The 20,555-nt window shown below is 47.6% G+C and carries 25 protein-coding genes and 1 other RNA gene; 7 read left to right on the forward strand and 19 right to left on the reverse strand.

Translation table 11 applies throughout. The annotated features are described in order from the left end of the window. Window positions 1-17 precede the first annotated feature (17 nt). The 3 genes from AC1DN5_RS00630 to AC1DN5_RS00640 are packed head-to-tail and all read left to right on the forward strand — an operon-like array spanning window position 18 to window position 2,443. Window positions 18-1,274, forward strand: coding sequence for an MFS transporter (locus AC1DN5_RS00630; protein WP_269774294.1), 1,257 nt, complete (start codon window positions 18-20; stop codon window positions 1,272-1,274). After that, window positions 1,238-1,654, forward strand: coding sequence for a carboxymuconolactone decarboxylase family protein (locus tag AC1DN5_RS00635; RefSeq protein WP_264819152.1), 417 nt, complete (start codon window positions 1,238-1,240; stop codon window positions 1,652-1,654). Before AC1DN5_RS00630 ends, AC1DN5_RS00635 begins: the two co-directional genes overlap by 37 nt. Before the next feature lie 3 nt (window positions 1,655-1,657). After that, window positions 1,658-2,443: an amidohydrolase family protein gene (locus AC1DN5_RS00640; RefSeq protein WP_060964267.1), complete on the forward strand. Its 786-nt coding sequence runs from the start codon at window positions 1,658-1,660 to the stop codon at window positions 2,441-2,443. A gap of 173 nt (window positions 2,444-2,616) precedes the next feature. Here AC1DN5_RS00640 and AC1DN5_RS00645 read toward each other — a convergent pair whose 3' ends face one another. Genes AC1DN5_RS00645 through AC1DN5_RS00685 form a run of 9 tightly spaced genes read right to left on the reverse strand, consistent with a single transcriptional unit; the run spans window position 2,617 to window position 9,675 of the window. Continuing rightward, window positions 2,617-3,945: an LLM class flavin-dependent oxidoreductase gene (locus AC1DN5_RS00645; RefSeq protein ID WP_264819153.1), complete on the reverse strand. Its 1,329-nt coding sequence runs from the start codon at window positions 3,943-3,945 to the stop codon at window positions 2,617-2,619. Next, a complete protein-coding gene (locus AC1DN5_RS00650) occupies window positions 3,942-4,229 on the reverse strand; it encodes a glutaredoxin family protein (protein WP_045925956.1) in 288 nt (95 codons plus the stop codon). Before AC1DN5_RS00650 ends, AC1DN5_RS00645 begins: the two co-directional genes overlap by 4 nt. A 2-nt stretch (window positions 4,230-4,231) precedes the next feature. Further along, complete coding sequence (locus AC1DN5_RS00655) at window positions 4,232-5,248, reverse strand: LLM class flavin-dependent oxidoreductase (RefSeq protein ID WP_366969792.1); 1,017 nt, start codon at window positions 5,246-5,248, stop codon at window positions 4,232-4,234. Next, entirely contained in the window at window positions 5,245-6,024 is a 780-nt protein-coding gene (locus AC1DN5_RS00660; protein ID WP_366969793.1) for an amino acid ABC transporter ATP-binding protein, read from the reverse strand. Before AC1DN5_RS00660 ends, AC1DN5_RS00655 begins: the two co-directional genes overlap by 4 nt. Then, window positions 6,021-6,728: an amino acid ABC transporter permease gene (locus AC1DN5_RS00665; RefSeq protein WP_366969794.1), complete on the reverse strand. Its 708-nt coding sequence runs from the start codon at window positions 6,726-6,728 to the stop codon at window positions 6,021-6,023. The genes AC1DN5_RS00660 and AC1DN5_RS00665 overlap by 4 nt, the downstream gene beginning before the upstream one ends. Before the next feature lie 15 nt (window positions 6,729-6,743). Next, complete coding sequence (locus AC1DN5_RS00670) at window positions 6,744-7,466, reverse strand: amino acid ABC transporter permease (RefSeq protein WP_016937921.1); 723 nt, start codon at window positions 7,464-7,466, stop codon at window positions 6,744-6,746. Window positions 7,467-7,488: 22 nt separating this feature from the next. After that, entirely contained in the window at window positions 7,489-8,301 is an 813-nt protein-coding gene (locus AC1DN5_RS00675) for an amino acid ABC transporter substrate-binding protein (RefSeq protein WP_366969795.1), read from the reverse strand. Window positions 8,302-8,326: 25 nt separating this feature from the next. Further along, window positions 8,327-9,136 carry an amino acid ABC transporter substrate-binding protein gene (locus tag AC1DN5_RS00680; RefSeq protein WP_045925953.1) on the reverse strand — a complete coding sequence of 270 codons (810 nt, stop codon included), beginning with the start codon at window positions 9,134-9,136 and terminating at the stop codon, window positions 8,327-8,329. Further along, complete coding sequence (locus AC1DN5_RS00685) at window positions 9,136-9,675, reverse strand: GNAT family N-acetyltransferase (protein ID WP_047477166.1); 540 nt, start codon at window positions 9,673-9,675, stop codon at window positions 9,136-9,138. Before AC1DN5_RS00685 ends, AC1DN5_RS00680 begins: the two co-directional genes overlap by 1 nt. A 151-nt stretch (window positions 9,676-9,826) precedes the next feature. On the opposite strand from AC1DN5_RS00685, the gene AC1DN5_RS00690 reads away from it, so the two are divergent. Next, window positions 9,827-10,717, forward strand: a complete 891-nt coding sequence (locus AC1DN5_RS00690; RefSeq protein ID WP_366969796.1) for a LysR family transcriptional regulator — start codon at window positions 9,827-9,829, stop codon at window positions 10,715-10,717. Window positions 10,718-10,757: 40 nt separating this feature from the next. Here AC1DN5_RS00690 and AC1DN5_RS00695 read toward each other — a convergent pair whose 3' ends face one another. The 8 genes from AC1DN5_RS00695 to AC1DN5_RS00730 all read right to left on the reverse strand — a co-directional run bounded on the left by AC1DN5_RS00695 (window position 10,758) and on the right by AC1DN5_RS00730 (window position 16,939). Then, on the reverse strand, window positions 10,758-11,552 hold the full coding sequence (locus AC1DN5_RS00695; RefSeq protein WP_366969797.1) for an SDR family NAD(P)-dependent oxidoreductase: 795 nt from the start codon (window positions 11,550-11,552) through the stop codon (window positions 10,758-10,760). A 114-nt stretch (window positions 11,553-11,666) separates the two neighbouring features. Continuing rightward, entirely contained in the window at window positions 11,667-11,972 is a 306-nt protein-coding gene (locus tag AC1DN5_RS00700) for a barstar family protein (RefSeq protein WP_049627377.1), read from the reverse strand. 75 nt (window positions 11,973-12,047) lie between these two features. Beyond that, window positions 12,048-12,410: a transfer-messenger RNA gene (gene ssrA / locus AC1DN5_RS00705) on the reverse strand. Between the two features lie 167 nt (window positions 12,411-12,577). After that, complete coding sequence (gene smpB, locus AC1DN5_RS00710) at window positions 12,578-13,048, reverse strand: SsrA-binding protein (protein WP_003151688.1); 471 nt, start codon at window positions 13,046-13,048, stop codon at window positions 12,578-12,580. 139 nt (window positions 13,049-13,187) lie between these two features. After that, window positions 13,188-15,521, reverse strand: coding sequence for a ribonuclease R (gene rnr, locus AC1DN5_RS00715; protein WP_047477172.1), 2,334 nt, complete (start codon window positions 15,519-15,521; stop codon window positions 13,188-13,190). A gap of 18 nt (window positions 15,522-15,539) precedes the next feature. Then, window positions 15,540-16,280 (reverse strand): alpha/beta hydrolase, encoded by a 741-nt coding sequence (locus AC1DN5_RS00720; protein WP_016937913.1) that lies wholly within the window; start codon window positions 16,278-16,280, stop codon window positions 15,540-15,542. Between the two features lie 118 nt (window positions 16,281-16,398). Further along, window positions 16,399-16,629, reverse strand: a complete 231-nt coding sequence (secG, locus tag AC1DN5_RS00725; protein ID WP_013353627.1) for a preprotein translocase subunit SecG — start codon at window positions 16,627-16,629, stop codon at window positions 16,399-16,401. 121 nt (window positions 16,630-16,750) lie between these two features. Next, window positions 16,751-16,939, reverse strand: coding sequence for a helix-turn-helix domain-containing protein (locus AC1DN5_RS00730; RefSeq protein ID WP_101605598.1), 189 nt, complete (start codon window positions 16,937-16,939; stop codon window positions 16,751-16,753). A gap of 195 nt (window positions 16,940-17,134) precedes the next feature. Between AC1DN5_RS00730 and rghR the strand changes: the two genes are divergently transcribed. The 3 genes from rghR (at window position 17,135) to AC1DN5_RS00745 (ending at window position 18,400) form a co-directional block, all read left to right on the forward strand. Continuing rightward, entirely contained in the window at window positions 17,135-17,545 is a 411-nt protein-coding gene (gene rghR / locus AC1DN5_RS00735) for a transcriptional repressor RghR (RefSeq protein ID WP_045925948.1), read from the forward strand. A 24-nt stretch (window positions 17,546-17,569) separates the two neighbouring features. Continuing rightward, window positions 17,570-18,001 carry a helix-turn-helix domain-containing protein gene (locus AC1DN5_RS00740; protein WP_016937910.1) on the forward strand — a complete coding sequence of 144 codons (432 nt, stop codon included), beginning with the start codon at window positions 17,570-17,572 and terminating at the stop codon, window positions 17,999-18,001. 81 nt (window positions 18,002-18,082) lie between these two features. Next, window positions 18,083-18,400 (forward strand): winged helix-turn-helix transcriptional regulator, encoded by a 318-nt coding sequence (locus tag AC1DN5_RS00745; protein WP_016937909.1) that lies wholly within the window; start codon window positions 18,083-18,085, stop codon window positions 18,398-18,400. A gap of 83 nt (window positions 18,401-18,483) precedes the next feature. Here AC1DN5_RS00745 and AC1DN5_RS00750 read toward each other — a convergent pair whose 3' ends face one another. Next, entirely contained in the window at window positions 18,484-19,887 is a 1,404-nt protein-coding gene (locus AC1DN5_RS00750) for a sensor histidine kinase (RefSeq protein WP_099744249.1), read from the reverse strand. Then, window positions 19,878-20,540: a response regulator transcription factor gene (locus AC1DN5_RS00755; RefSeq protein ID WP_016937907.1), complete on the reverse strand. Its 663-nt coding sequence runs from the start codon at window positions 20,538-20,540 to the stop codon at window positions 19,878-19,880. Before AC1DN5_RS00755 ends, AC1DN5_RS00750 begins: the two co-directional genes overlap by 10 nt. Window positions 20,541-20,555 lie beyond the last annotated feature (15 nt).

The following is a 20,555-nucleotide window of genomic DNA, read 5'->3' on the forward strand; positions in this document are numbered from 1 at the left end:
TGAAGGAGGTGAGTTTTATGGTTTTCAAAAATAGGGCTGAGCCTTTTCCGAAAGGATTAGTTCTCCTCATGGCTGCAGCATGTGGTTTTACGGTAGCGAATGTCTATTTAAATCAAACGCTCTTAGTCAGTATGGCAAATACTTTTCACGTTTCTGAAAACTATATAGGAATTGTAGCCACTTTAACTCAAGTGGGATATGCATTGGGAAATCTTCTATTGGTACCATTAGGTGACATTTTTGAACGAAGAAAATTGATCCTAAGTTTATTATCTATTGTATGTATTATTTTAGCTGCAACTGCTTTATCAATGAATGTAACGTGGCTGATTGCAGCAAACTTAATTCTTGGATTTGTTACCATAGTCCCTCAAATTATTGTTCCTCTTGCTGCTAATTTAGCTTCAGAAGAGAACAGAGGAAAAGTGTTAGGGAATGTTGCCATTGGCTTAGTGTGCGGGATTTTAGGCGCTCGATTTATCAGCGGCTTTGCAGATTCCCATTTTGGATGGAGATCAATGTATTGGGCTTCTTTTGCCGGCACAATCATAATGATCATTTTAATGGCAATGTACCTTCCAAAAAGCAAAGGAAATCATGCAATGCAGTATAAAAAATTACTTGCATCTTTAGGCCCGTTATTTAAAAAGGAAAAAGTGTTGCAAAAAGCTTGTCTTAGTCAAGGAATGATGTTTGGTTCCTTTAGTGCCTTCTGGACAACTCTTATTTTTTTATTAAATACTTCTCCGTACTCTTATGGGAGTACCGTGGCAGGTTTAATAGGTTTAGTGGGAATAGCTGGAGCCTTTGCAACTCCCATGATTGGCCGGGTGATCGATAAAAAAGGATCAAAATTTGCTAATACCTTATGTATGTTTATTTCTTTAATCGCTTTTCTAATCTTCATATTCTTAGGATTTTGGTTACCAGGATTAATTCTTGGCGCACTATTAGTAACAGTTGGCACGCAAGCAAATCAAGTTGCTTGTCAAGCTGCTATCTTTCAACTATCTCCTGAAAAGAGAAGCAGATTAAATGGATTATACATGGTATCTACATTCTTAGGCGGATCTTTAGGGTCATATCTAGGTGTACTTGCTTGGAGCAAATGGCATTGGTATGGAGTATGTACAGTTGGGATACTCATGATAGGTATTGCTTTTAGTTCCTTATTGAGCTTGCCTAAACAAAAAACAACAGTAAAAAATAGAGAGTTCGAGAAAGGAAGTCATATAAGATGTCTGAAAATAAAGAAAACTACAAAAAGGGATTAGAAGTATTATCAAAAATAGATCCGGACAACTATCTAAATATCGTGAACAGTTTTAAAGATTCAGCAGCACCTGAATTGGGAACTTTGGCTGTGGAATTTAATTACGGTCAAATTTTTTCCAGACCAGGATTAGACTTAAAATCCCGCCTTCTTGCAGCAGTTGCTGGTCTAACCGCTTTAGGAAATACGGAACAATTAAAGTTTTATATTAACGGAGCTTTAAATGTCGGATGGACCGAAGAAGAAATTGTGGAAGCTATGATGCAAATGTTAATTTATGCAGGCTTTCCTATCGCATTAAATACCATTTTAACAATAGCTACTGAAGTATTTTCTAAAAGACGAAATCAGTTGTCAGCCAATTTATTGGAAGGAGAGTAAAAAATGATTATTGATAGTCATGCCCACGTAGTTCTACCTGTAGAAAAACACATTGAAATGATGGATTCAAGCGGGATAGATAAAACTATTTTATTCTCTACGCTTGTTCATCCAGAAAAAAGTGAAAGCTACGATGAATTTATTCAGGAAATGGATGTACTGAATCAAATTTTAAATAACGAAATAAATCCCCTAGAAGCACGGTCAAAAGCTCTAGAAGAATTAAGGGATACTATCGCAAAATATCCTGACCGTTTTACCGGATTCGGATCAGTTCCCCTTTTAAGTTCCTCCGGGGAACTGCATGATTGGATGGAGAAGATTGTAAAAGATTATAAAATGAAGGGACTTGGAGAATTCACCCTTGGTTCAGGCCAAATTAAAATGCTTGAGCCTGTATTCCAGGCAGCTAGTGATTATAATTCCTTTCCGATTTGGGTGCATACATTCCATCCACTCAATTTAAATGACATTCAGGAATTGTTCGCTTTAACTCGTAAATATCCCACTGTCCCTGTAATCTATGGCCATTTGGGAGGGATTCATTGGCAGCAAGTTATTGCATTAACAAAAGAAACAAAGAACGCCTACCTAGATATCTCTGCATTTTATACAACCTATGCATTATCTTTGGCCATAAAAGAACTCCCAGAGAAAACTTTATTTAGTTCTGATTTTCCATATGGTGATCCATTCCTAAATAAGTTGGCAGTTGAACGCCATGCTTCAAGTGAAGAAGTGGTACAACGAGTACTAGGCGGGAACATTGCTAATCTCTTAAATATTTAACTTATTTTTATAACAATTTCTTAGGGAATATAAGTTTGAAGGATTGCATTCAACAGGTTTTCATTCCTTACGTCTTTTAAATAGTAAAGAGCCGATTTACTCTAAACGGGGTAAATTACGGCTCTTTTCTTATTAATGACGGGAATGGCAAGCAGCAGAAAAAGCAGAAACATTTAGTTTCTGCTCAAAATCGGATTTGGTTTGCAGACCGGAATATCCAATCCGAGATTCCCCCGCAGTGTATCCGCCGGATAGCTTTTTCGGTACAGCCCCTTTTCCTGAAGGATCGGTATGACATGATCCACAAAGGCTTCAAGCATGCCCGGGATGTCAGAGTGAATGATAAACCCGTCCGCCGCTTCCCGCTGAAACCATGTTTCAATTAATGATGCCACACGTTCCGGTGTCCCGATAAAGTTGGTTCGCGGAAACGCGGCTTCGCGCGCCACTTGACGCAGCGTAAGATTCCGGGCTTTCGCCTCTCTTTTGATACGGTCTGTCGTGCTTTGAAACGCGTTTTTTCCGACGTCGCCCAAATCAGGAAACGGCTCATCCAATGGAAACCGGCTCAGATCATAATCGTCAAAAAATCTGGCCACATATTTAACGGCGTTCTCTATCGGAATCAGCTCGGCGAATTCTTGGTATTTCGCTTCCGCTTCTTCTTGTGATCCGGCTATAATCGGACTGATTCCCGGAAAGATCCGCAGTTTGGAAGCGTCCCGGCCGTAATCCGCCGCCCGCTTCTTCACATCATCATAAAAAGCTTTCGTTTCCTCAAGTGAATTGGAGTGCGTAAAGACTGCATCGGCATTCCGCGCGGCAAACGACCGGCCGGTTTCTGAAGACCCCGCTTGGAAAACGACCGGCTCTCCCTGTTTGGACCGGCCGATATTCAGCGGGCCCTCCACTTGAAAATACTCGCCTTTGTGATACAGACGATGCAGTTTGTCAGGATCAAAAAACTGTCCGGTTTCTTTGTTGCGGACGAAGGCATCTTCTTCCCAGGAATTCCACAGACCGCGCACCACGTCCACATGTTCCTGGGCGATGGCGTAACGCCGGCTGTGGTCGGGAAGGCTTTCCTTGCTGTGATTGCGCGCAGCCCCCGCCTGCGGAGAAGTGACGAGATTCCAGCCCGCCCGGCCGCCGCTGATATGGTCAAGAGACATGAGCTGTCTTGCGATGGTGAACGGCTCAGTGAACGATGTGGAAAATGTGCCGATTAAACCAAGATGGGTTGTAGAAGCGGCAAGCGCCGATAAAATGGTGATCGGCTCAAACCGATTTAAGAAATGCGGGATGGACTTTTCAGAAATGAACAAGCCGTCCGCAATAAAAGCAAAGCTGAACAGCCCTCTTTCAGCGGTCTGCGCTTTTTGCCTGTAAAACGCCGCATTCGTGCTTGCTGACGGATCGACGTCGGGATGACGCCACCCGTCCGTTGTACCGCCGACACCGTGAATCATGACTCCGAATTGAATAAGATCCGTCCGGCTCATTTTCTCTCCCCCTTTTTTCCCTCGTAATCGGCAAGCGCCCGTTCTACGTGTTCAATGCCGACTTGAGTAACGGCCTGATACACCCGCCTGTCACCGCTGCCGATTTCAACGACGGGGACATGGCGGATGCCGTACTTCGTGTGAAGCACGTCACGCAATTCATCCCGCTCCGTCACATCAATTGTTTCGTACGCAATGGCCTTTTCCCGCAAATATCCTTTCACTTCCTCGCAATACGCACAGCCCTTTTTGCTCCAAACCACTACATTTGCTTCATGACTCATGTTCATCCCTCCTGTAATTGTGCGGCCGGCTGCACCGCTTCACTTAACAGCCGATAAGACAGCCGTTTTTCTTCAGCGTTTTTGATAGGCGACAAAATCACAAAATCGGTAATGCTGTATTGAACCGATAACCGTCTCAGCTCGGAAGCGGTCTCTTCTTTTGTCCCGGCAATCACACCCGTCTTTTGTGTGATCAGCTTATATGGCTGCGTGACTTGTTCAAGAAACGCATCCGCTTGTTTTCGGGAAGCGACATTCACCTTTTTGCCGTCTTCGAGAATGATTTTGACCGATTCACGCGATACGACGTGTTTTTCCGCTTCCGCTTTTGTATGCGCGGTAAAGACCATCGGCGCAAGGTGAAATTCGGCTTTTGCCCCTTTCGGCAGATGTTCGTCAAAGGCTTGGCGCGCTTTTTCTAACGCAGCGTCTTCACCGTTTATGAAATAGGCGAAAACGAAGGAAATGCCGAGTTTGGCCGCTGTGATCGCGCTTTCTGTGCTGCCGCCGAGCAAAAAGATGTCAGGCGCATACTCAGTATGCGGAGCCGGCCGCAATGACGCGTAGCGGTGCGAGTCCGGAAAATCATTGCGGATGAAATGAGTCAGCTCCTCAAGCTTTTCTTCAAATAAACGGGCGGGCTGAATAAGCTCGCGCTGCAGCGCATCGGTTGACAGCTGAAATCCGCCGGGCGCTTTGCCGACACCGAGCGCTACACGGCCGGGGGCAAGGGCGGATAAAACCCGGAACTGCTCCGCCACTTTATAAGGGCTGTAATGCTGCAGCATCACCCCGCCGGATGCGAGTCGGATTTTTTTCGTACTGGCGGCCAGATATCCCAGGACAATTTCCGGTGCTGATCCCGCTATTTCTTCATTGTTATGATGCTCCGCCGCCCAAAAACGGTCATATCCGTATTGTTCGGCCTCTTGAGCCAATCTCACCGTTTGCCGCAAAGCTTCTTCTGCGGTTTGGTTTTCCGCGGTGACACTTTGGTCTAAAATGCTTAAACGAATCATACGACAGGCTCCTTTATGTGTTCTTTTATGTCATAACCGTAATCAGGAAGAACGCGGCGGAGGAACTTCTTCGTTCTTTCTTTTTTCGTCTTGTAAAAGACCTCCTCAGGCGTTCCTTGTTCCACGATTGCTCCTTCATCCATAAACACAATTTGGTCGGACACTCTTCTGGCGAATTCCATTTCATGAGTAACAATGATCATGGTGGCGCCGGTCCGCACAATGTTAAGCATCACCTCAAGCACCTCGCCGACAAGCTCCGGATCGAGGGCTGCGGTCGGTTCATCAAACAGCATCACATCAGGATGAATGGCAAGCGCCCTGGCAATTCCGACCCGTTGCTTTTGGCCTCCCGACAGCTGATTCGGATAGGCGTGCAATTTATCCTGAAGCCCCACCTTGGCCAGTTCCCGCTCCGCAATGGCGTACGCATCTGTTTTTTTCATTTTCCTTGCGACCGTCAGGCCTTCCATGACATTTTGAATCGCCGTTTTATGCGAAAACAAATGATATTGCTGAAAAACCATCGCCGTCTGTTTCCTCAGTCTGAGAATGTCTTTTTTGGCCGGCTTTTTGCAGTTAATGACTTCACCATGTACGGAAATGGCGCCCTCATCCGGCCGCTCAAGTAAATTAAGGCAGCGCAGAAACGTTGTTTTCCCCGAGCCGCTCGGACCGATGATGGTCACGACTTCCCCTTTCCGGACACTTAAATTGACCCCTTTTAGCACGTGATGACTGCCAAAGTGTTTCTGAATGTTTCGGATTTCGATCATACTGCGCCTCCTTGATATCTGGCCGCTCTTTTTTCCGCCAAAGTGTTTACGGCCTCGAGAATCAGCGTTAATCCCCAATAGATGACGGCCGCCCCGATAAATGCTTCCAAAAACGCATAGTTATCGGATGCCGCAATCGTCGCCGTTCCTGTAATTTCAGGCACTGCAACGATTGCCGCGATTGAAGTGGTATGCAAAAAACCGATGCCTATGTTGGTGAAATTCGGCAGTGATAGCATGAACGCCTGCGGCAGAATCACGCGCCGAATCATCTGGCCCCGTGTCAGGCCGATTGAATAAGCCGCTTCCGCCTGCCCCGTATCGACGGCCATGATCCCTGATCGGAGAATTTCCGTCATATAGGCGCCTGCCGTTAATGACAGTGCCATGATGACAAACACGGCGACCGGAATCTGATTGGCCGACCAGCCGAGATGAAAGGCGCGGCTGAAATGATCGGCAATCAGCGGAACGCCTAAATAAATCAGCATAATATGGAGAATCGCCGGGGTGCTTCGGAAAAAAGACACGTAAAACGCTGTGCAGGCAAGCAGCCATTTGATGCGGAATATACGCACCGTGATATTGCCGAGAGCTATGAAAAATCCGGCAATAATCGGAATGACCGTCATTGCCAGTGTAAGCGGAACGGTTTTCATCATTTGTTTTATCGCAGTGCCGATAAACGGAATGTCCAGCTCCAATGTTCTCCCTCCTTTTCAGCTGTGCGCGCTCATGTCAAAAACCGTCACAAGGCGCGTCTCATCTTTCTTGATTCGTTTTTCACACCATCTGAAGACACATTCAAATAAAAGGGCGGCTGCGTAATACAAAACAGAAAGCGAGATATACACTTCAAGAGAATGATTGCTCGATGTTATCAATGTCTGACCTCTGCCCGACATATCCATCACCCCGATTGAAAAAGCGAGTGACGTATCTTTTAAAAAACCGATCACCATATTCCCGATGTTGGGAAAAGCCTGCACGAGCGCCTGCGGCAGAATGATGCGCCGGAATGTCTGCACCCCGTTCAGCCCGATGCTGAACGCCGCCTCCGCCTGTCCGCGGTCGACACTGTTCACACCTCCCCTGATGATTTCCGCCGCTCTAGCCGCGCTGCTCAGCGCGTACGTGGCGATGGCCGCATACAAAGGGTCCATTTTGGAAGTGTCAATTCCGGCGAGCGCCGTGAGCGCCGGAATGCCGTAAAATACAATAAACAGCTGCACCATAATGGGCGTTCCTCTGAAAAAAGAGATATACAGCTTCGCGATCTGATTCAGCACGGGAATGCGATAGATCCGGGGCAGCGCCAAAAGCAGCCCCAATAGAAAGCCGAACAGCAAAGACACCGCCAATATATACAGCGTGACGGGCAAATACCCGAGCAATGTCGGCACAAAGGATGCGATCATACTGATATCAAACGCTTTTTCCATTGCCGATCCCTCTCTTTTTCACTTAATATTGCTCCTTTGAATAATCCGCGCCGAGCCACTTTTCACTTAGCTTTTTGAGCGTGCCGTCATCAATGATTTCCTTGAGCGCTTTATCAATGTCATCACTCAGCGTTTGCTCATTTTTGTTAAACATAAAGAACACTTTGGCATTTGACAGCACCCCGCCGACCGTTTTTTCTTTGACCGCGCTCGTTTTGTTTTGGAAATCGACGGCAAACGGCGTGGAAATCGTCGCATCGGCGCGGCCGGATTTCAGCTGATTGGCCGCATCGTTGGAGCCTTGGCCCGCATAGGCGATTTCAAACGGACTGCCGTGTTTTTCATTCCATTTCTTCAGCACAAGCGCGCCGTTTGACGTCGGACTCGTAATGACCCGCTTTCCTTTCAAGTCATCAATGCCGTGAATGTTCCCGTTCTCTTGGAGCACCGTGATTTTCAGCGGGAAGTTGTTATACGCGACTTGATTGAACAGAAATTTTTTCTCCCGTTCGGCGCTTTTCTCCATTTGATGAGCCACGATATCGACTTTATGCTGGCCGAGGCTGACAAGCAAATTGGAGAAATCCATCGTTTTAAAAGTGAAACGATAGTCCGGCAGGCGCCTGTCAAGCTCTTTCACCAGCTCAACATCATAGCCCGTCAATTTTCCTTTATCATCGATAAAGCAAATATTCGGAAATTGAGTTCCTGTGCCGACCGTGATGTTCTTCACGTTTTTCTGATTGCCTGATGCCGCCTCCCCGCCCGCGCCGCAGGCTGATAACGCCGCCATTGCGGCAAATGTTAATGACATGACCGCCAGTTTTATTTTCATGTGATCGCCCCGTTTTCTGCTTCAATTATTTCGTGAAACTAGATTTTGAATAATCCGCGCCGAGCCATTTTTCACTCAGCCTTTTCAATGTACCGTTCTTCTCCAGCTTTTGAATCGCCCGATCCGTATCGTCCGCCAGGGTTTGGCTGTTTTTATTGAACATAAAATACACTTCTGTATCCAGCAGCACATCACCGACCGTCTTTTGTTTGAACGCGTGCGTCTTATTTTGAAAATCGACGGCAAACGGCGTAGATACGGTGGCGTCAGCGCGTCCTGTCTCAATTTGGTTCGCTGTATCATTGCTGCCCTGCCCGGCGTATTTCAAATGTATCGGGCTGCCGTGGGCTTTGTTGTATGCCGTCATATAATCCGCCGCGTTTGACGTCGCGCCGACGATGACGGTTTTCCCTTTTAAGTCCCGGAGCGTGTGTATCGCATCATTATCCGCCTTCACCGTGATGTACATCGGCGAGTAGTTATACGGGATTTTGTGATACAAAAAGCGTTTCTCCCGTTCCTTGTTTTTCGCCATATTGTGCGCGATCACGTCAATTTTCCGGTTTCCGAGACTTGTGAGCAGATTCGAAAAATCCATCGTCTTAAAGACAAATTTGTATTGCGGCAGCTGTTTATCAATGGCTTTCATCACTTCAATGTCATAGCCAGTCAGTTCGCCTTTTTCATCCATAAAAGCAATGTTCGGAAAATCAGTTCCCGTGCCGACAATGACGGTCTGCACGCCGCTCCCCGCTTTCGTGCTTTCTCCTTGTCCGCACCCGGCCAGCGCGCCGAGCAGCAGAAGCAGACAGCCGGCTCTGATCCGCTTTTTCATTATTGCGCCCAGGTCGGTGTGCCTAACAGCGACGCGTCAAACCGCTCCGGTATGAGCACCTTTCTCATCATGACCCCGATGTCTCCGTCTTTCTCCTGCTCAAAATACACTTCATAGCCCCTCCGTCTGTACATATCCAATAGCCAGGGATGCTTGCGCGCCGAGGTGCCGAGCGTGATGGCCGGGGCCTTCAGCGTATCCCGCAGCACGTGTTCCTCCACATAAGTCAAAAGTTTGCTGCCGATGCCCTGCCCCTTCAGCTCAGGAAGCGTCGCAAACCACCAGACAAACGGATATTTTGAAGGAGGCGTATCACTCTCCCACGGAAAACGGATCGTAATGGTTGAAAGAAGCCGTCCGTCCCGTTCCAGCACGACGGCTGAATGATTTTCAATATTTTCTGTTACCATGTCAATGTCGGCCCGCGCCGACGGCCAGTCAATCTCCAAATTGCGAATCGGCTGAAACGCGCTGTACAGCAGTTCTAAAAATTCGGGCGCATCCTTTTTCTCAGCCAATCGAAATATGTCTTCACTCATTCCGTTCACTCTCCCCGCAAATATATATAATTCCAATTTGTTTACTAAGCTTTAATTGTTTATACTATAAAGCAAACTGATTTATTTGACTAATCAAAAAAAATAAAGGAAAAGTTCAAGAAAATTAATGAACAGCCGGGAGGGGATTTCGTTGGAATTACGCACCATTAAAACGTTTCATACCATCGTACAGTCAGGCAGCTTTTATAAGGCCGCCGAAATTCTGAACTATTCACAGCCGACGATTTCAATGCGGATTAAACAGCTGGAGCAGGATGTAGGCGCGCAGCTTTTTGAACGGGGAAAGAAGCTGAAACTGACAAGAGCGGGACGGCTGTTTCATGAGCGGGCGGGGCAGCTTCTCGCACAGTATGAGGTGCTTGACCATACTCTGGCCGACATCAGACAGGGGCAGGCCGCACTTATTCAGATCGGCATATCCGAACCGACGGCAAGCCTAATCTTTCCTGCCGTGCTGCGGGAGTTTTTAGATGATTATCCTGACATGTCGGTCAATGTCAGCGTGGACGACGCCAATACATGCAGCCGCAAGCTGCTGGAGGGCGCCATTGATTTTGCAGTATGCGGCGAGCCGGAGCTGATTCTGGAAAATTACTTCGATCCATTTTTCCATGACTCGCTCAATGTCATCGTGTCCGACAGACATCCCCTTGCAGCCAAAACAAGTATCAATCTCGAAGACTTAGAAAATGAATGCCTGATTTTCACGCCTGCCAACTGCCCGATCCGGATTCAAATTGAACAGCACCTGCAGCGGGCCATCGGCAGCCGCTATCGAAAAATGGAGCTGAGCAGCAGCATGGCTCACCAATACTATGTCAGGGAAAATATCGGCGTCTCGATCTTTACGGCGACGGCGCACTCAGAGCCGATCGGAGGCACGAAGGTCATTCCGATCCGTAACTTAACGATTTCACCGCCGGTCGGGCTGTTGACAAACCAAAAAGAAGAGCATTTTGACTCCGCCACAAAAGATTTAATCAGCAGGATCATCAGCCGGTTTCAGCGTGAGCCGCATTAAAAAACCCCCGCCACTTTGCGGGGGTTTTTGTATATTCATCTTATATAATGCTCCGCACCAAGCCGCCGTCGATCCGCAAAGCAGATCCGTTAATGGCTGACGACAGCGGGCTGCTTAAAAAGGCGACAAAGTGGGCGATCTCTTCCGGACGGATCAATCGCTGAATGATCGACGTCGGACGATTTTCCTTCATAAATCGTCTCTCCGCTTCAGCCGCTGTCAGGTTTTCACCCGGATAAAGCGACTCCAGCATCGTTTCGACGCCCTCTGTTTTCGTGGAGCCCGGCATGACCGTATTCACCGTCACATTCGTCCCTTCCGTGAGCTCGGCCAGACTGCGTGACAGCGACAGCTGCGTCGTTTTCGTGGCGCTGTAATGGGCCATTTCCTGAGAAGGCATGACGGCCGCTTCACTCGCGATAAAAATCACCCGCCCTTCCTTCCGTTCAATCATCCGCTTTGCATACCGGCGTGTCAGCCGCACGCCGCTCATGATATTCACCTCGAAAAACCGGAGCCACTCCTCGTCAGGAATATCAAAATATTCCGCGGGTTCAAAGATTCCTAAATTGTTCACGAGAATATCCACATCAGGATACTGCTGAAAAATCTCGCCGCATCCTTCCGCCGTGCCTAAATCAAACGCGGCCGGATAGAGCAGGGCATCCGGCGTCTGTTTCTCTAGTTCCCGGATCGTTTCGTTCACCTTTTCTTCACGGCGGCCGTTAATGATCACCGCCGCGCCTTCTGCAATCAGCGAAGCCGCAATCGCCTTCCCGATGCCTGACGTAGATCCCGTCACAAGCGCCGTCTTCCCTTTCAACTGCAAATCCATCGTCCATTCCTCCCTATCGCAAGTCTCTTCTTATATATGGACAGAAATCGAAAGCCTGAAACCTTCCGTCCCTATTATCGGATAGAAAAATGGATGAGGGGAAGTACGCACTTTTTAGTGCCTGTCGTTTGACCCGGCTGACGGCTGTTCGAGTTGAATGAAAAACTCACCATCTAATTCTGCCTCAGCCTTTTTTAATATCCTTAATACATCATCAGCATCCGAACCCAATGCCTTCTGACTGATCTCAAAATTCTTCCACACCAAAGTCAGCGGATATTCGATCCATCCTGTCAGGCAATCCCATAAGGCATTCAGATTTTCACCATAATAGTCCGGGAAATCTAATTTATCTTTTAAGATTCGGTGTAAAGCTTCTGTGCTTGTAATATCTTTTCCGTCTATGATGACGATTTCCATTCACATTCACTCCTTTATTTCGGCATGAAAAAACCGCAGTGCGGTCATGTGACGGCACTGCGGTTCTTATGTTATGTATGGAGACGGTGGGAGTCGAACCCACGTCCAGAAACATCGATTACTTAAGCGTCTACGAGCGTAGCCTGCATATTTCGTGTTTCACTCGTCTTCGTGCCTGCGGGCGGGCCTTCCGAGAGCTAGTCTGTCAGTCTCTTCTTACGTTCTCAGACGGGAACGTAAGCGTAGCCTACTTGGATGTGCTCTTCACGGACACATAGGCAATGTCAGGAAGAGCTCGCTGCGTTTATTAGGCAGCTAGTGCTAAGTTTTGGTTAAAACTTTTAGTTTTGCCAGTTATATTTAGGTGCGTGTTAACGAGATCGCCTCTCGGCTCGCAGCTCAAGCTCGATCCATCCCTGTCGAATCCGTAACGTCCCCTTGTTAAGGGTATACGGGAGATCTATCAAGCTCTTGCTCAACTGGCTGTACTGTTATTATATCATGATCACAGACAAATTCAATTGGGAATGTCTTCAATAAACAGCCTGTGAATCTGATGTGTGAACAGTATAGCATAGGGCAGTCATCACATCAAGGCTCAGGCATCAGAAGCCTTTTTGTCTGTCTCTGAACGCTCTTTCGATTTCTCTTTTGGCGTCTTTTCGTTTTAAATCTTCGCGTTTATCGTATGTTTTCTTCCCTTTTCCGAGGCCGATTAACACTTTGGCGAAGCCGTTTTTCAAGTACAGCTTCAGCGGCACGAGGGAATAGCCTTTCTCTTTCGTCAGGCCGATCAGCTTGTTGATTTCTTTCCTGTGCATCAAAAGCTTTCTCGTCCGGAGCGGGTCGTGGTTATAGCGGTTTCCCTGCTCGTACGGGCTGATGTGCATGTTGTGGAGGAACACTTCTCCGCGCTCGATTTTCGCAAAGGAATCCTTCATGTTTACGCGGCCGGCGCGGATGGACTTAATCTCCGTCCCCTGCAGCACGATGCCTGTTTCATAGGTTTCTTCTATAAAGTAATCATGGTTTGCTTTTTTGTTTTGTGATAGCACTTTGCCTGATCCTTTTGGCATGCCTTATCCTCCTCTCTCCGCAAAAACCGTTCATGTGTGCGATACGCTTTATTTTAGCAAATGGAGCGTTCCGCGACAATGAAAATGCGGCTTGCGAAAGAAAGCAAACAGAGCATTTTGCCCCATTTGCTTTTCGCATTTACTTCTTCTTTTTGCGTTTTTGTTTCGGCGCGTTTTGGAAACCGCGTTTTTTCTTTTTCTTCTTCGGTTTTGTAAACCATTCCCCTTTTTCCTCCGATTTCGGCGGTGAAGCCGGGGTATTGCTGTTTAACACGCGTTTCCGCGCCGGTCTGCCTCGTTTTCTGCGGTCGCCTGTTGTTTCTCTCGGACGGCGGGTGCCTTTCATGCCGACAATTTCAAAGTCGATGTTTCTCTCATCTTTATTGACGTCGACGACTTTGACCGTGATTTCGTCTCCGATCCGGTAAACGTTGCCCGTGCGTTCGCCGATCATGGCGAAATGCTGTTCGTCAAAACGGTAATAATCATCCGTCATAAAGCTGACGTGCACAAGCCCTTCAATCGTATTCGGCAGCTCGACGAACATTCCGAAGTTCGTGACGGAACTGATCATGCCGTCAAATTCCTCGCCGATTTTATCAAGCATATATTCCGCTTTTTTCAGATCGTCCGTTTCCCGCTCTGCATCAACGGCGCGCCGTTCCATCGTTGACGTATGGTCAGCGATTTCCGGCAGGCGTTCGGCCCACTTTTCCTGAGTCGCTTCGTCCGATTGTCCGTTGATCAAATACGTTCTGATCAGCCTGTGAACGATTAAGTCAGGATAACGGCGGATCGGCGATGTGAAGTGCGTATAAAATTCAGTCGCCAGCCCGAAATGGCCCAAGCTTTGCGGATCGTATTTCGCCTGCTTCATGGAACGGAGCATGACGGTTGAAATCACCGTTTCTTCCGGACGGTCCCGCACTTCGTCAAGAATGCTTTGCAGCGCGCGCGGATGAATGTCTCCGGCTTTCCCTTTGACGATATAACCGAATGTGGTGACGAACTCCAGGAACTTTTGCAGTTTTTCGGCGTTCGGTTCTTCGTGAATCCGGTAAATAAACGGCACGTTCATCCAATGGAAGTGCTCGGCCACCGTTTCGTTTGCCACAAGCATGAATTCTTCAATCAGCTTTTCCGCTACTGAGCGCTCTCTGATGACGACGTCTTTTACGGCGCCTTCCTCATCGACGAGCACCTTCGCCTCTTTGAAATCAAAATCCACGGCGCCGCGGTCCATCCGTTTCGCCCGGAGAATTTCCGCCAGACGCTCCATGTCTTTGAACATCGGGACGAGCGGCTCATACCTTTCTTTCAGCTCGGCGTCGTCTTCTGTGAGAATCCGGTTGACATCTGAATAGGTCATTCTTTCCGTCGTTTTAATGACGCTTTGGAAGATCTCGTGCTCTGTCACCTGTCCCTGCTGGTTGATTGTCATTTCGCAGGAAAGCGTCAGGCGGTCGACCTTCGGATTTAAAGAACAGATTCCGTTAGACAGTCTGTGCGGGATCATCGGAATGACCCGGTCAACCAGATACACGCTTGTCCCTCTTTCCAGCGCTTCTTTGTCAATCGGGGAATTCTCCGTGACGTAATGGCTGACATCGGCAATATGGACGCCGAGCTTGTAGCTGCCGTTATCAAGCTTTGTTACAGTGACGGCGTCATCCAGATCCTTCGCATCCGCGCCGTCAATGGTGACAATGACCTGATCGCGGAGATCACGGCGGTTTTTGATGTCTTTTTCATCGATGGTATCGGGCGTGCTTGTTGCCTGCTCCATCGCTTCAGCCGGAAAATCTCCCGGCAGGCCGTGCTTATGGATGATGGATAAAATATCGATGCCCGGATCATTTTTATGGCCGAGTATTTCAACGATTTCTCCTTCGGCGTTCATTCTGCCTTCAGGGTAGCTTGTCAGTTTGACGACGACTTTATGGCCTTCCGCAGCGCCGTTATTGGCATGTTTCGGAATAAAAATATCACTCGTGATTTTCTTATCATCCGGGATGACAAAGCCGAAGCTTTTCGTTTCTGTGTATGTGCCCACGACGCGGTCGATGCTTCTTTCCAAGATGCGGATGACCGTGCCTTCCTGTCTCGATCCGCTTGACTGGGAATTGAGCCGCACCATGACGATATCGCCGTTCATAGCTGTATTCAGCTCATTCGGCGGAATAAACACATCGCTTAAAGAGGTATCCTCCGGCAATAGGAACGCGAATCCCTTTGCATGCGCGGAAATTTTTCCTTTTACTAAATTCATTTTTTCCGGAAGCCCGTAGCGGTTGCTTCTGGTGCGGACGATCTGTCCGGTCTCCTCGAGCGCCACCAGCGCTTTAACCAGTTCTTTAAATTCTTCGGCTTCCGTGATGTTCAGCATCTCCTCAAGTTCCTGAACGGTAAGGGGCTTGTACGCCTCTTCCTTCATAAACGCGAGAAGACGGTCCATAAACGCTTCTTTTTCCATTATCCGACCTCCTGTTTGTTACCAATCGAGTTTCTCTAAAAATTCGTACACATCCTGATGAACGAGGTCCCGTTCTTTGTCCAGCGTAATGACATGTCCTGACTCTTCATACCATTTCAGCTGTTTGTCGTCCGTTTCCACCTCGTTGTAAATGATGTCTGCACTGTCTGTGTTAATCATATGGTCATGCCGTGCCTGAACCACAAATGTCGGGGAATAGATCATGTCGACGTTTTTGCGCACATCGGCAATCAGCTCCTGAAGCGATTTGAGCGTATTCATCGGCGTTTTTTCAAACTCCTTCATTTCCTTTTCAATCTGCTCCGGCTGTTTTCCTTCGAATTTTTTATAATTGCGCGCGTAGGAGAGAACTCCTTCGTACATAACCTCTTCACTTTTAATGTGCATCGGAGCACACATAGGAACAATTCCCTTTATGGGTACAGTGTAACCCAATTTCAATGAAAAAACCCCGCCAAGCGACAGTCCGCAGGCCGCAATGTTTTCATAGCCTTCAGATTGTAAATATTCATACCCGTCCATGACGTCTTTCCACCAATCTTCCGGCCCCGTATGTACCAGCTCTTCCGGCGGAACGCCGTGCCCTTTATATTGAGGCGCGTGACAAGTGTAGCCGCGCTCATTTAAGTAGCGGCCGAGCATTCTGACGTCTGCCGTATTTCCCGTAAACCCGTGCAGCAGAAGCACCGCCTTGTCTCCGCCTTTAAATGTAAATGGTTTTGGTGTCACAATTTTCATGCTCATAACCCCTTTTTTGCACATTCAATTTAGTTTTCCACAGTTTTGCGAGAAACAAACGCCGTCTCTCAACAAGAAAAAGGCCTGATATTAAATCAGACCTTATACAAACATTGCCTTATACGATATACGCCAGCGAAATCGTCAACACGAAAAACAAGACTGCCAGCACAACGGTTGTGCGGTGAAGAATCAGATCAAGGCCCCTTGCTTTCTGTTTTCCGAAAAGCTGCTCCGCCCCGCCTGAAATCGCACCCGATAAACCGGCGCTTTTGCTGGATTGAAGCAATACGACAATAATAAGTGCAATACTGACGATAACCAATAAGGTAATCAATAAAGTGTGCATCCCATACACCTCCAGACTGACTGGCCTACATTGCTTCTATTTTACATGAAAAGCAAAGGCATGTCACGCCGTATCGGTGCATATCATGTCAGAAAAACGGAAATGCAATTTGAATCTTTCATCACTGTTGACTTTTGTCAACAAAATCGTAGTAAAAAAGATCTTCAAACTTCATGTCAAAGTAATAGAGCATCTTTCCGATGACCAGCTGGCCCGGCCTCCGCTCTCCATTCAGTACACGGCTCAGTGTGGCGGGAGATATTCCGATCTCCAGGGCGAGCTGGTTTAACGAGTAGTCATTATTGACCATATACTGCAGCACATAATCTCTTCTGATCTGTATCTTTTCGACCACTTTCTTCACCTTCCGTTCTGTCAAATACTTTCTTTCTTATACATAAGATACGGCTTTTGTTAACTTTTGTCAATACTTTTCCAGCCTGACTATTCCCTTTAGTCAATAAACATACTAGAATATAAATAGACCGCGGGAGGGGGAGAGACTGTGGAAAGCTTCGGGAAACAATTACGGACATTGCGGGAAAAACGGCATCTGACAGTGAACCAGCTGGCAACGTATTCAGGCGTCAGCGCCGCGGGAATCTCGCGGATTGAAAACGGCAAACGCGGGGTGCCGAAACCTGCAACCATTAAAAAGCTCGCAGATGCGTTAAAAATCCCGTATGAGGAATTGATGCAGACGGCGGGATACATAGAGACCGTTCAGGAAACGAGAGCCTCATACGACACAGGCTGCACCTTGCTGGAAAAAGCCGAAACGTATGAGCTGGATGATTTATCACTTTTGGAGCGGGAGAACTGGCGGCACCTGTCGAAAGAAGACTTGGTTCTGCTTGATAAATACTTTGCGTTCTTGTCAGCGGAAGCCAAAAAAAGAAAAAATGAAGACTCATGACTTTGCACATGTGAGGCGATCTTATTGAATACATTCGGAAAGCAATTAAGAGAGCTGCGCCGCGCCCGGAAGCTTACCGTCAATCAGCTTGCCGTCTATTCCGGCGTCAGCTCGGCGACCATTTCCAGAATTGAAAACGGGCACCGCGGCATTCCTAAACCGGCGACTATCAAGAAATTGGCGGACACATTAAAAATTCCGTACGAAGAGTTAATGGCGCGGGCCGGACACATCAAGGCATTTCAGGAGGAAATCCGCGAAACATCCGAAAGCTATCAATCCATCCGCGCCATCTATCAGACCGCCGTTGACAGAGGCGCGGAGCATCTGCCGCTGTTTGACAGCAAAAAGTGGCAGCACTTCACAAAGGAAGATATTGAAAGCGTCAGCAAATACTTTGATTTTATCGCGGCTGAAGCGAAAAAGCGCTCCCCAGATTCCTCATCCTCTTTTTGATCCTCTCCTCAACTTAACAAGCGCCAGACGTACGTTCCCTCTGATTTTGCGGTATAATAGCAGAAGACGAGGTGAAAAAGCATGAACCAATCAGAAATGTGCCCCAGATTCGAAAAAGCGGTCGACATCCTAAGTAAACGCTGGGTGGCTCTAATCGTCTTTCAGTTATTGAACGGACAGCAGCGATTTAGCGAAATTGAAGCGGCGCTTCCGAATTTAAGCGGAAGAGTCTTGTCAGAACGTCTGAAAGAACTTGAAACAGAAGGTGTGATCAAACGGGATGTTATCCCCGAAACGCCTGTCCGTATTGAGTATTCTTTAACGAAAAAAGGCTGCGCATTAGCCCCTATTTTAGAGGAAATTTCCAAGTGGTCTTCAACATGGATTGATCCTTCCTGATAAACGCTTTTCCGCATAAGCGGCTGATCTCTCAAACGGACAGCCGTTTTCATTTTGCCTTTCTTAAACAGGAAAACAAGCCCTCATGCGTGCAGGGCTTGTTTTTGTCTGATGCCTTCCAGCGGAATTCGGATTTCCGCACGGGCTCCGCCAGACTCTTGATTTTCAAGTATTAATTCGCCGTGGTGAAGATGCACGACATGATGGGCGAATGTAAGCCCCATGCCGTGATGCCCCGCCGAATGTCTGCTTTTATCCTCCGTGTAAAAAAGCTGTGTCGCCCTTTTCAGCGCTTCCTGCGAGAACCCGCTTCCGCTGTCAGATACGGCAATACTGAGTGCGGTATCGGTGCATAGGACGTCCACACGGATTTCTCCTCTTTCCGGCGTATAGTCGACGGCATTCGCCGCGATATTCATGACCGCCCTGCGAAGCAGTTCTTGATCAATCGGCGCTTCTTTTCGGTCAATGCCCCGCTCTCTGAGGACGAGATCAATCTGTTTCGGCCCCGCAAGCGCCGCTGCGTCACGATATATGTTTTGAGCCCACTCTTTGAGATCGGTATATTCCAGATGAACGGCAACTGCCCCCTCCGCTTTAGAAAGCTGAATCAGCTGCCCGACATATTGCTCGATTTTGTTTCCGGCATCAAGGATATACTGCGTGTATTCCGTCTGTTCCTCATCAGGTTCTGTTAACTGAAGCAGCTCGGCATTTCCTTTAATGATCGTTGCCGGAATTTTAATATCATGCGCAAGCGCGCCGATCTGTTCCTTCTTTATCCGCTCCGCCTCCCATTGCGCAGCCAGAGATGCCTGAAGCGCGTCTTTCATTTTCAGCAGAGAGTCAATGACATCGTCAAATTCCTTTATGCGCGGCCTTTTTGGATTGATATTTAAATTCTGTTTTTGAATGCTTGCCGTAATGGAGCTGAGTGTGCTGAAATGCCGTCTCAGCTGATTGGCGAATCGCGTCGTCACGATAAACACAGTTAAAAGAAGCAAAGTGATCAGAACCGCAAGACCCGTCCATTCATAATTCGGCAGATAGCGCCTTAGCAGCGGCGACTGAAATTCCGACCTGAGTGAATATTGGAGAACGCCGTATTCATTTTTCCGATCAACCACCATGAATCCTTTTTGAGCATAATTAAAATACGGCTGATGCTGGATCTTTTTTCTGGCGCTGGCCGCGTCTTTTTCCGTCATCGTTCCTTTCGTCATCCGCTTCGTTTTTTTATCAAAAACGGCGTATGTCATACCGTCGGGAATCATGTCTTCTGTTATCTTTTCCGCCGATTTCAGGCGGGGCTTGATCTGTTCCGCCTCATGCTCGCTGTAATTTGCCGGCAGGATCGCTCCGGCATTCAGGGCAATGGCATTTAAGGCGACGCATAATGCCGCCACCCCCATCGTGCTCAGACACAGCGTGATGGTAAATTTGACAAGCTCTTTGCGGATGCTGGATTTTCCTTTTGCTATTCCCATTTGTATCCGACACCCCACACCGTTTTGATCGGATCAGCCCCGTGTTCTTTACATTTTTTCCGGATGGTTCTGATAAACTCCGTAATGGTTGAATAGAGCGCATCGCCGTCCAAGCCGTACACTTCCTCGTAAATCTGCTCCCGTGAGAATGTTCTGTTTTTATGCTGTGCCAGAAATTCTACGATTTTATATTCGTTTTTCGTAAGAGGCAGTTTCCGGTCATCAAACCATACTTCTTTATTGTCAAAATCAAACATGAAGCCTGATATCAGACGTTTTGTCTGACGCTTTTCCCGCTGTTCCCTTCTGACATGAGCGTTTACCCTTGCCATCAATTCCTGTACGCCGAACGGCTTTGTGATGTAATCATCAGCGCCTGTCATGAGGCCTTTCACAATGGATTCTTCGTCAGACTTTGCCGTTAAAAACAGGATCGGGCTGTCCACCAGCGGCCGAATCCTCCGGCAGAGTTCAATTCCGTCGGTTCCGGGCATCATGACATCAAGAAGAATCAAATCATAGCCTTGAAAAAAATCCAATGACTGATCTTCCGCTTTTTCCAGAATCGTTACTGTATGCTGATCACGCTGTAAAATATTTCTGATCAGAACGAGAATATCTTTTTCATCATCTACCGCTAAAATGTTTGCCACCGGCCGAATCGCTCC

This window comes from Bacillus sp. 01N42_2, assembly GCF_056399565.1.

Coding starts and splice junctions, on each gene's coding strand:
- AC1DN5_RS00630 (WP_269774294.1), top strand. CDS start 18: ATGGTTTTCAAAAATAGGGCTGAGCCTTTTCCGAAAGGATTAGTTCTC.
- AC1DN5_RS00635 (WP_264819152.1), top strand. CDS start 1,238: ATGTCTGAAAATAAAGAAAACTACAAAAAGGGATTAGAAGTATTATCA.
- AC1DN5_RS00640 (WP_060964267.1), top strand. CDS start 1,658: ATGATTATTGATAGTCATGCCCACGTAGTTCTACCTGTAGAAAAACAC.
- AC1DN5_RS00645 (WP_264819153.1), bottom strand. CDS start 3,945: ATGAGCCGGACGGATCTTATTCAATTCGGAGTCATGATTCACGGTGTC.
- AC1DN5_RS00650 (WP_045925956.1), bottom strand. CDS start 4,229: ATGAGTCATGAAGCAAATGTAGTGGTTTGGAGCAAAAAGGGCTGTGCG.
- AC1DN5_RS00655 (WP_366969792.1), bottom strand. CDS start 5,248: ATGATTCGTTTAAGCATTTTAGACCAAAGTGTCACCGCGGAAAACCAA.
- AC1DN5_RS00660 (WP_366969793.1), bottom strand. CDS start 6,024: ATGATCGAAATCCGAAACATTCAGAAACACTTTGGCAGTCATCACGTG.
- AC1DN5_RS00670 (WP_016937921.1), bottom strand. CDS start 7,466: ATGGAAAAAGCGTTTGATATCAGTATGATCGCATCCTTTGTGCCGACA.
- AC1DN5_RS00675 (WP_366969795.1), bottom strand. CDS start 8,301: ATGAAAATAAAACTGGCGGTCATGTCATTAACATTTGCCGCAATGGCG.
- AC1DN5_RS00680 (WP_045925953.1), bottom strand. CDS start 9,136: ATGAAAAAGCGGATCAGAGCCGGCTGTCTGCTTCTGCTGCTCGGCGCG.
- AC1DN5_RS00685 (WP_047477166.1), bottom strand. CDS start 9,675: ATGAGTGAAGACATATTTCGATTGGCTGAGAAAAAGGATGCGCCCGAA.
- AC1DN5_RS00695 (WP_366969797.1), bottom strand. CDS start 11,552: ATGGATTTGCAGTTGAAAGGGAAGACGGCGCTTGTGACGGGATCTACG.
- AC1DN5_RS00700 (WP_049627377.1), bottom strand. CDS start 11,972: ATGGAAATCGTCATCATAGACGGAAAAGATATTACAAGCACAGAAGCT.
- smpB (WP_003151688.1), bottom strand. CDS start 13,048: ATGCCAAAAGGATCAGGCAAAGTGCTATCACAAAACAAAAAAGCAAAC.
- rnr (WP_047477172.1), bottom strand. CDS start 15,521: ATGGAAAAAGAAGCGTTTATGGACCGTCTTCTCGCGTTTATGAAGGAA.
- AC1DN5_RS00720 (WP_016937913.1), bottom strand. CDS start 16,280: ATGAAAATTGTGACACCAAAACCATTTACATTTAAAGGCGGAGACAAG.
- secG (WP_013353627.1), bottom strand. CDS start 16,629: ATGCACACTTTATTGATTACCTTATTGGTTATCGTCAGTATTGCACTT.
- AC1DN5_RS00730 (WP_101605598.1), bottom strand. CDS start 16,939: ATGGTCAATAATGACTACTCGTTAAACCAGCTCGCCCTGGAGATCGGA.
- AC1DN5_RS00745 (WP_016937909.1), top strand. CDS start 18,083: ATGAACCAATCAGAAATGTGCCCCAGATTCGAAAAAGCGGTCGACATC.
- AC1DN5_RS00750 (WP_099744249.1), bottom strand. CDS start 19,887: ATGGGAATAGCAAAAGGAAAATCCAGCATCCGCAAAGAGCTTGTCAAA.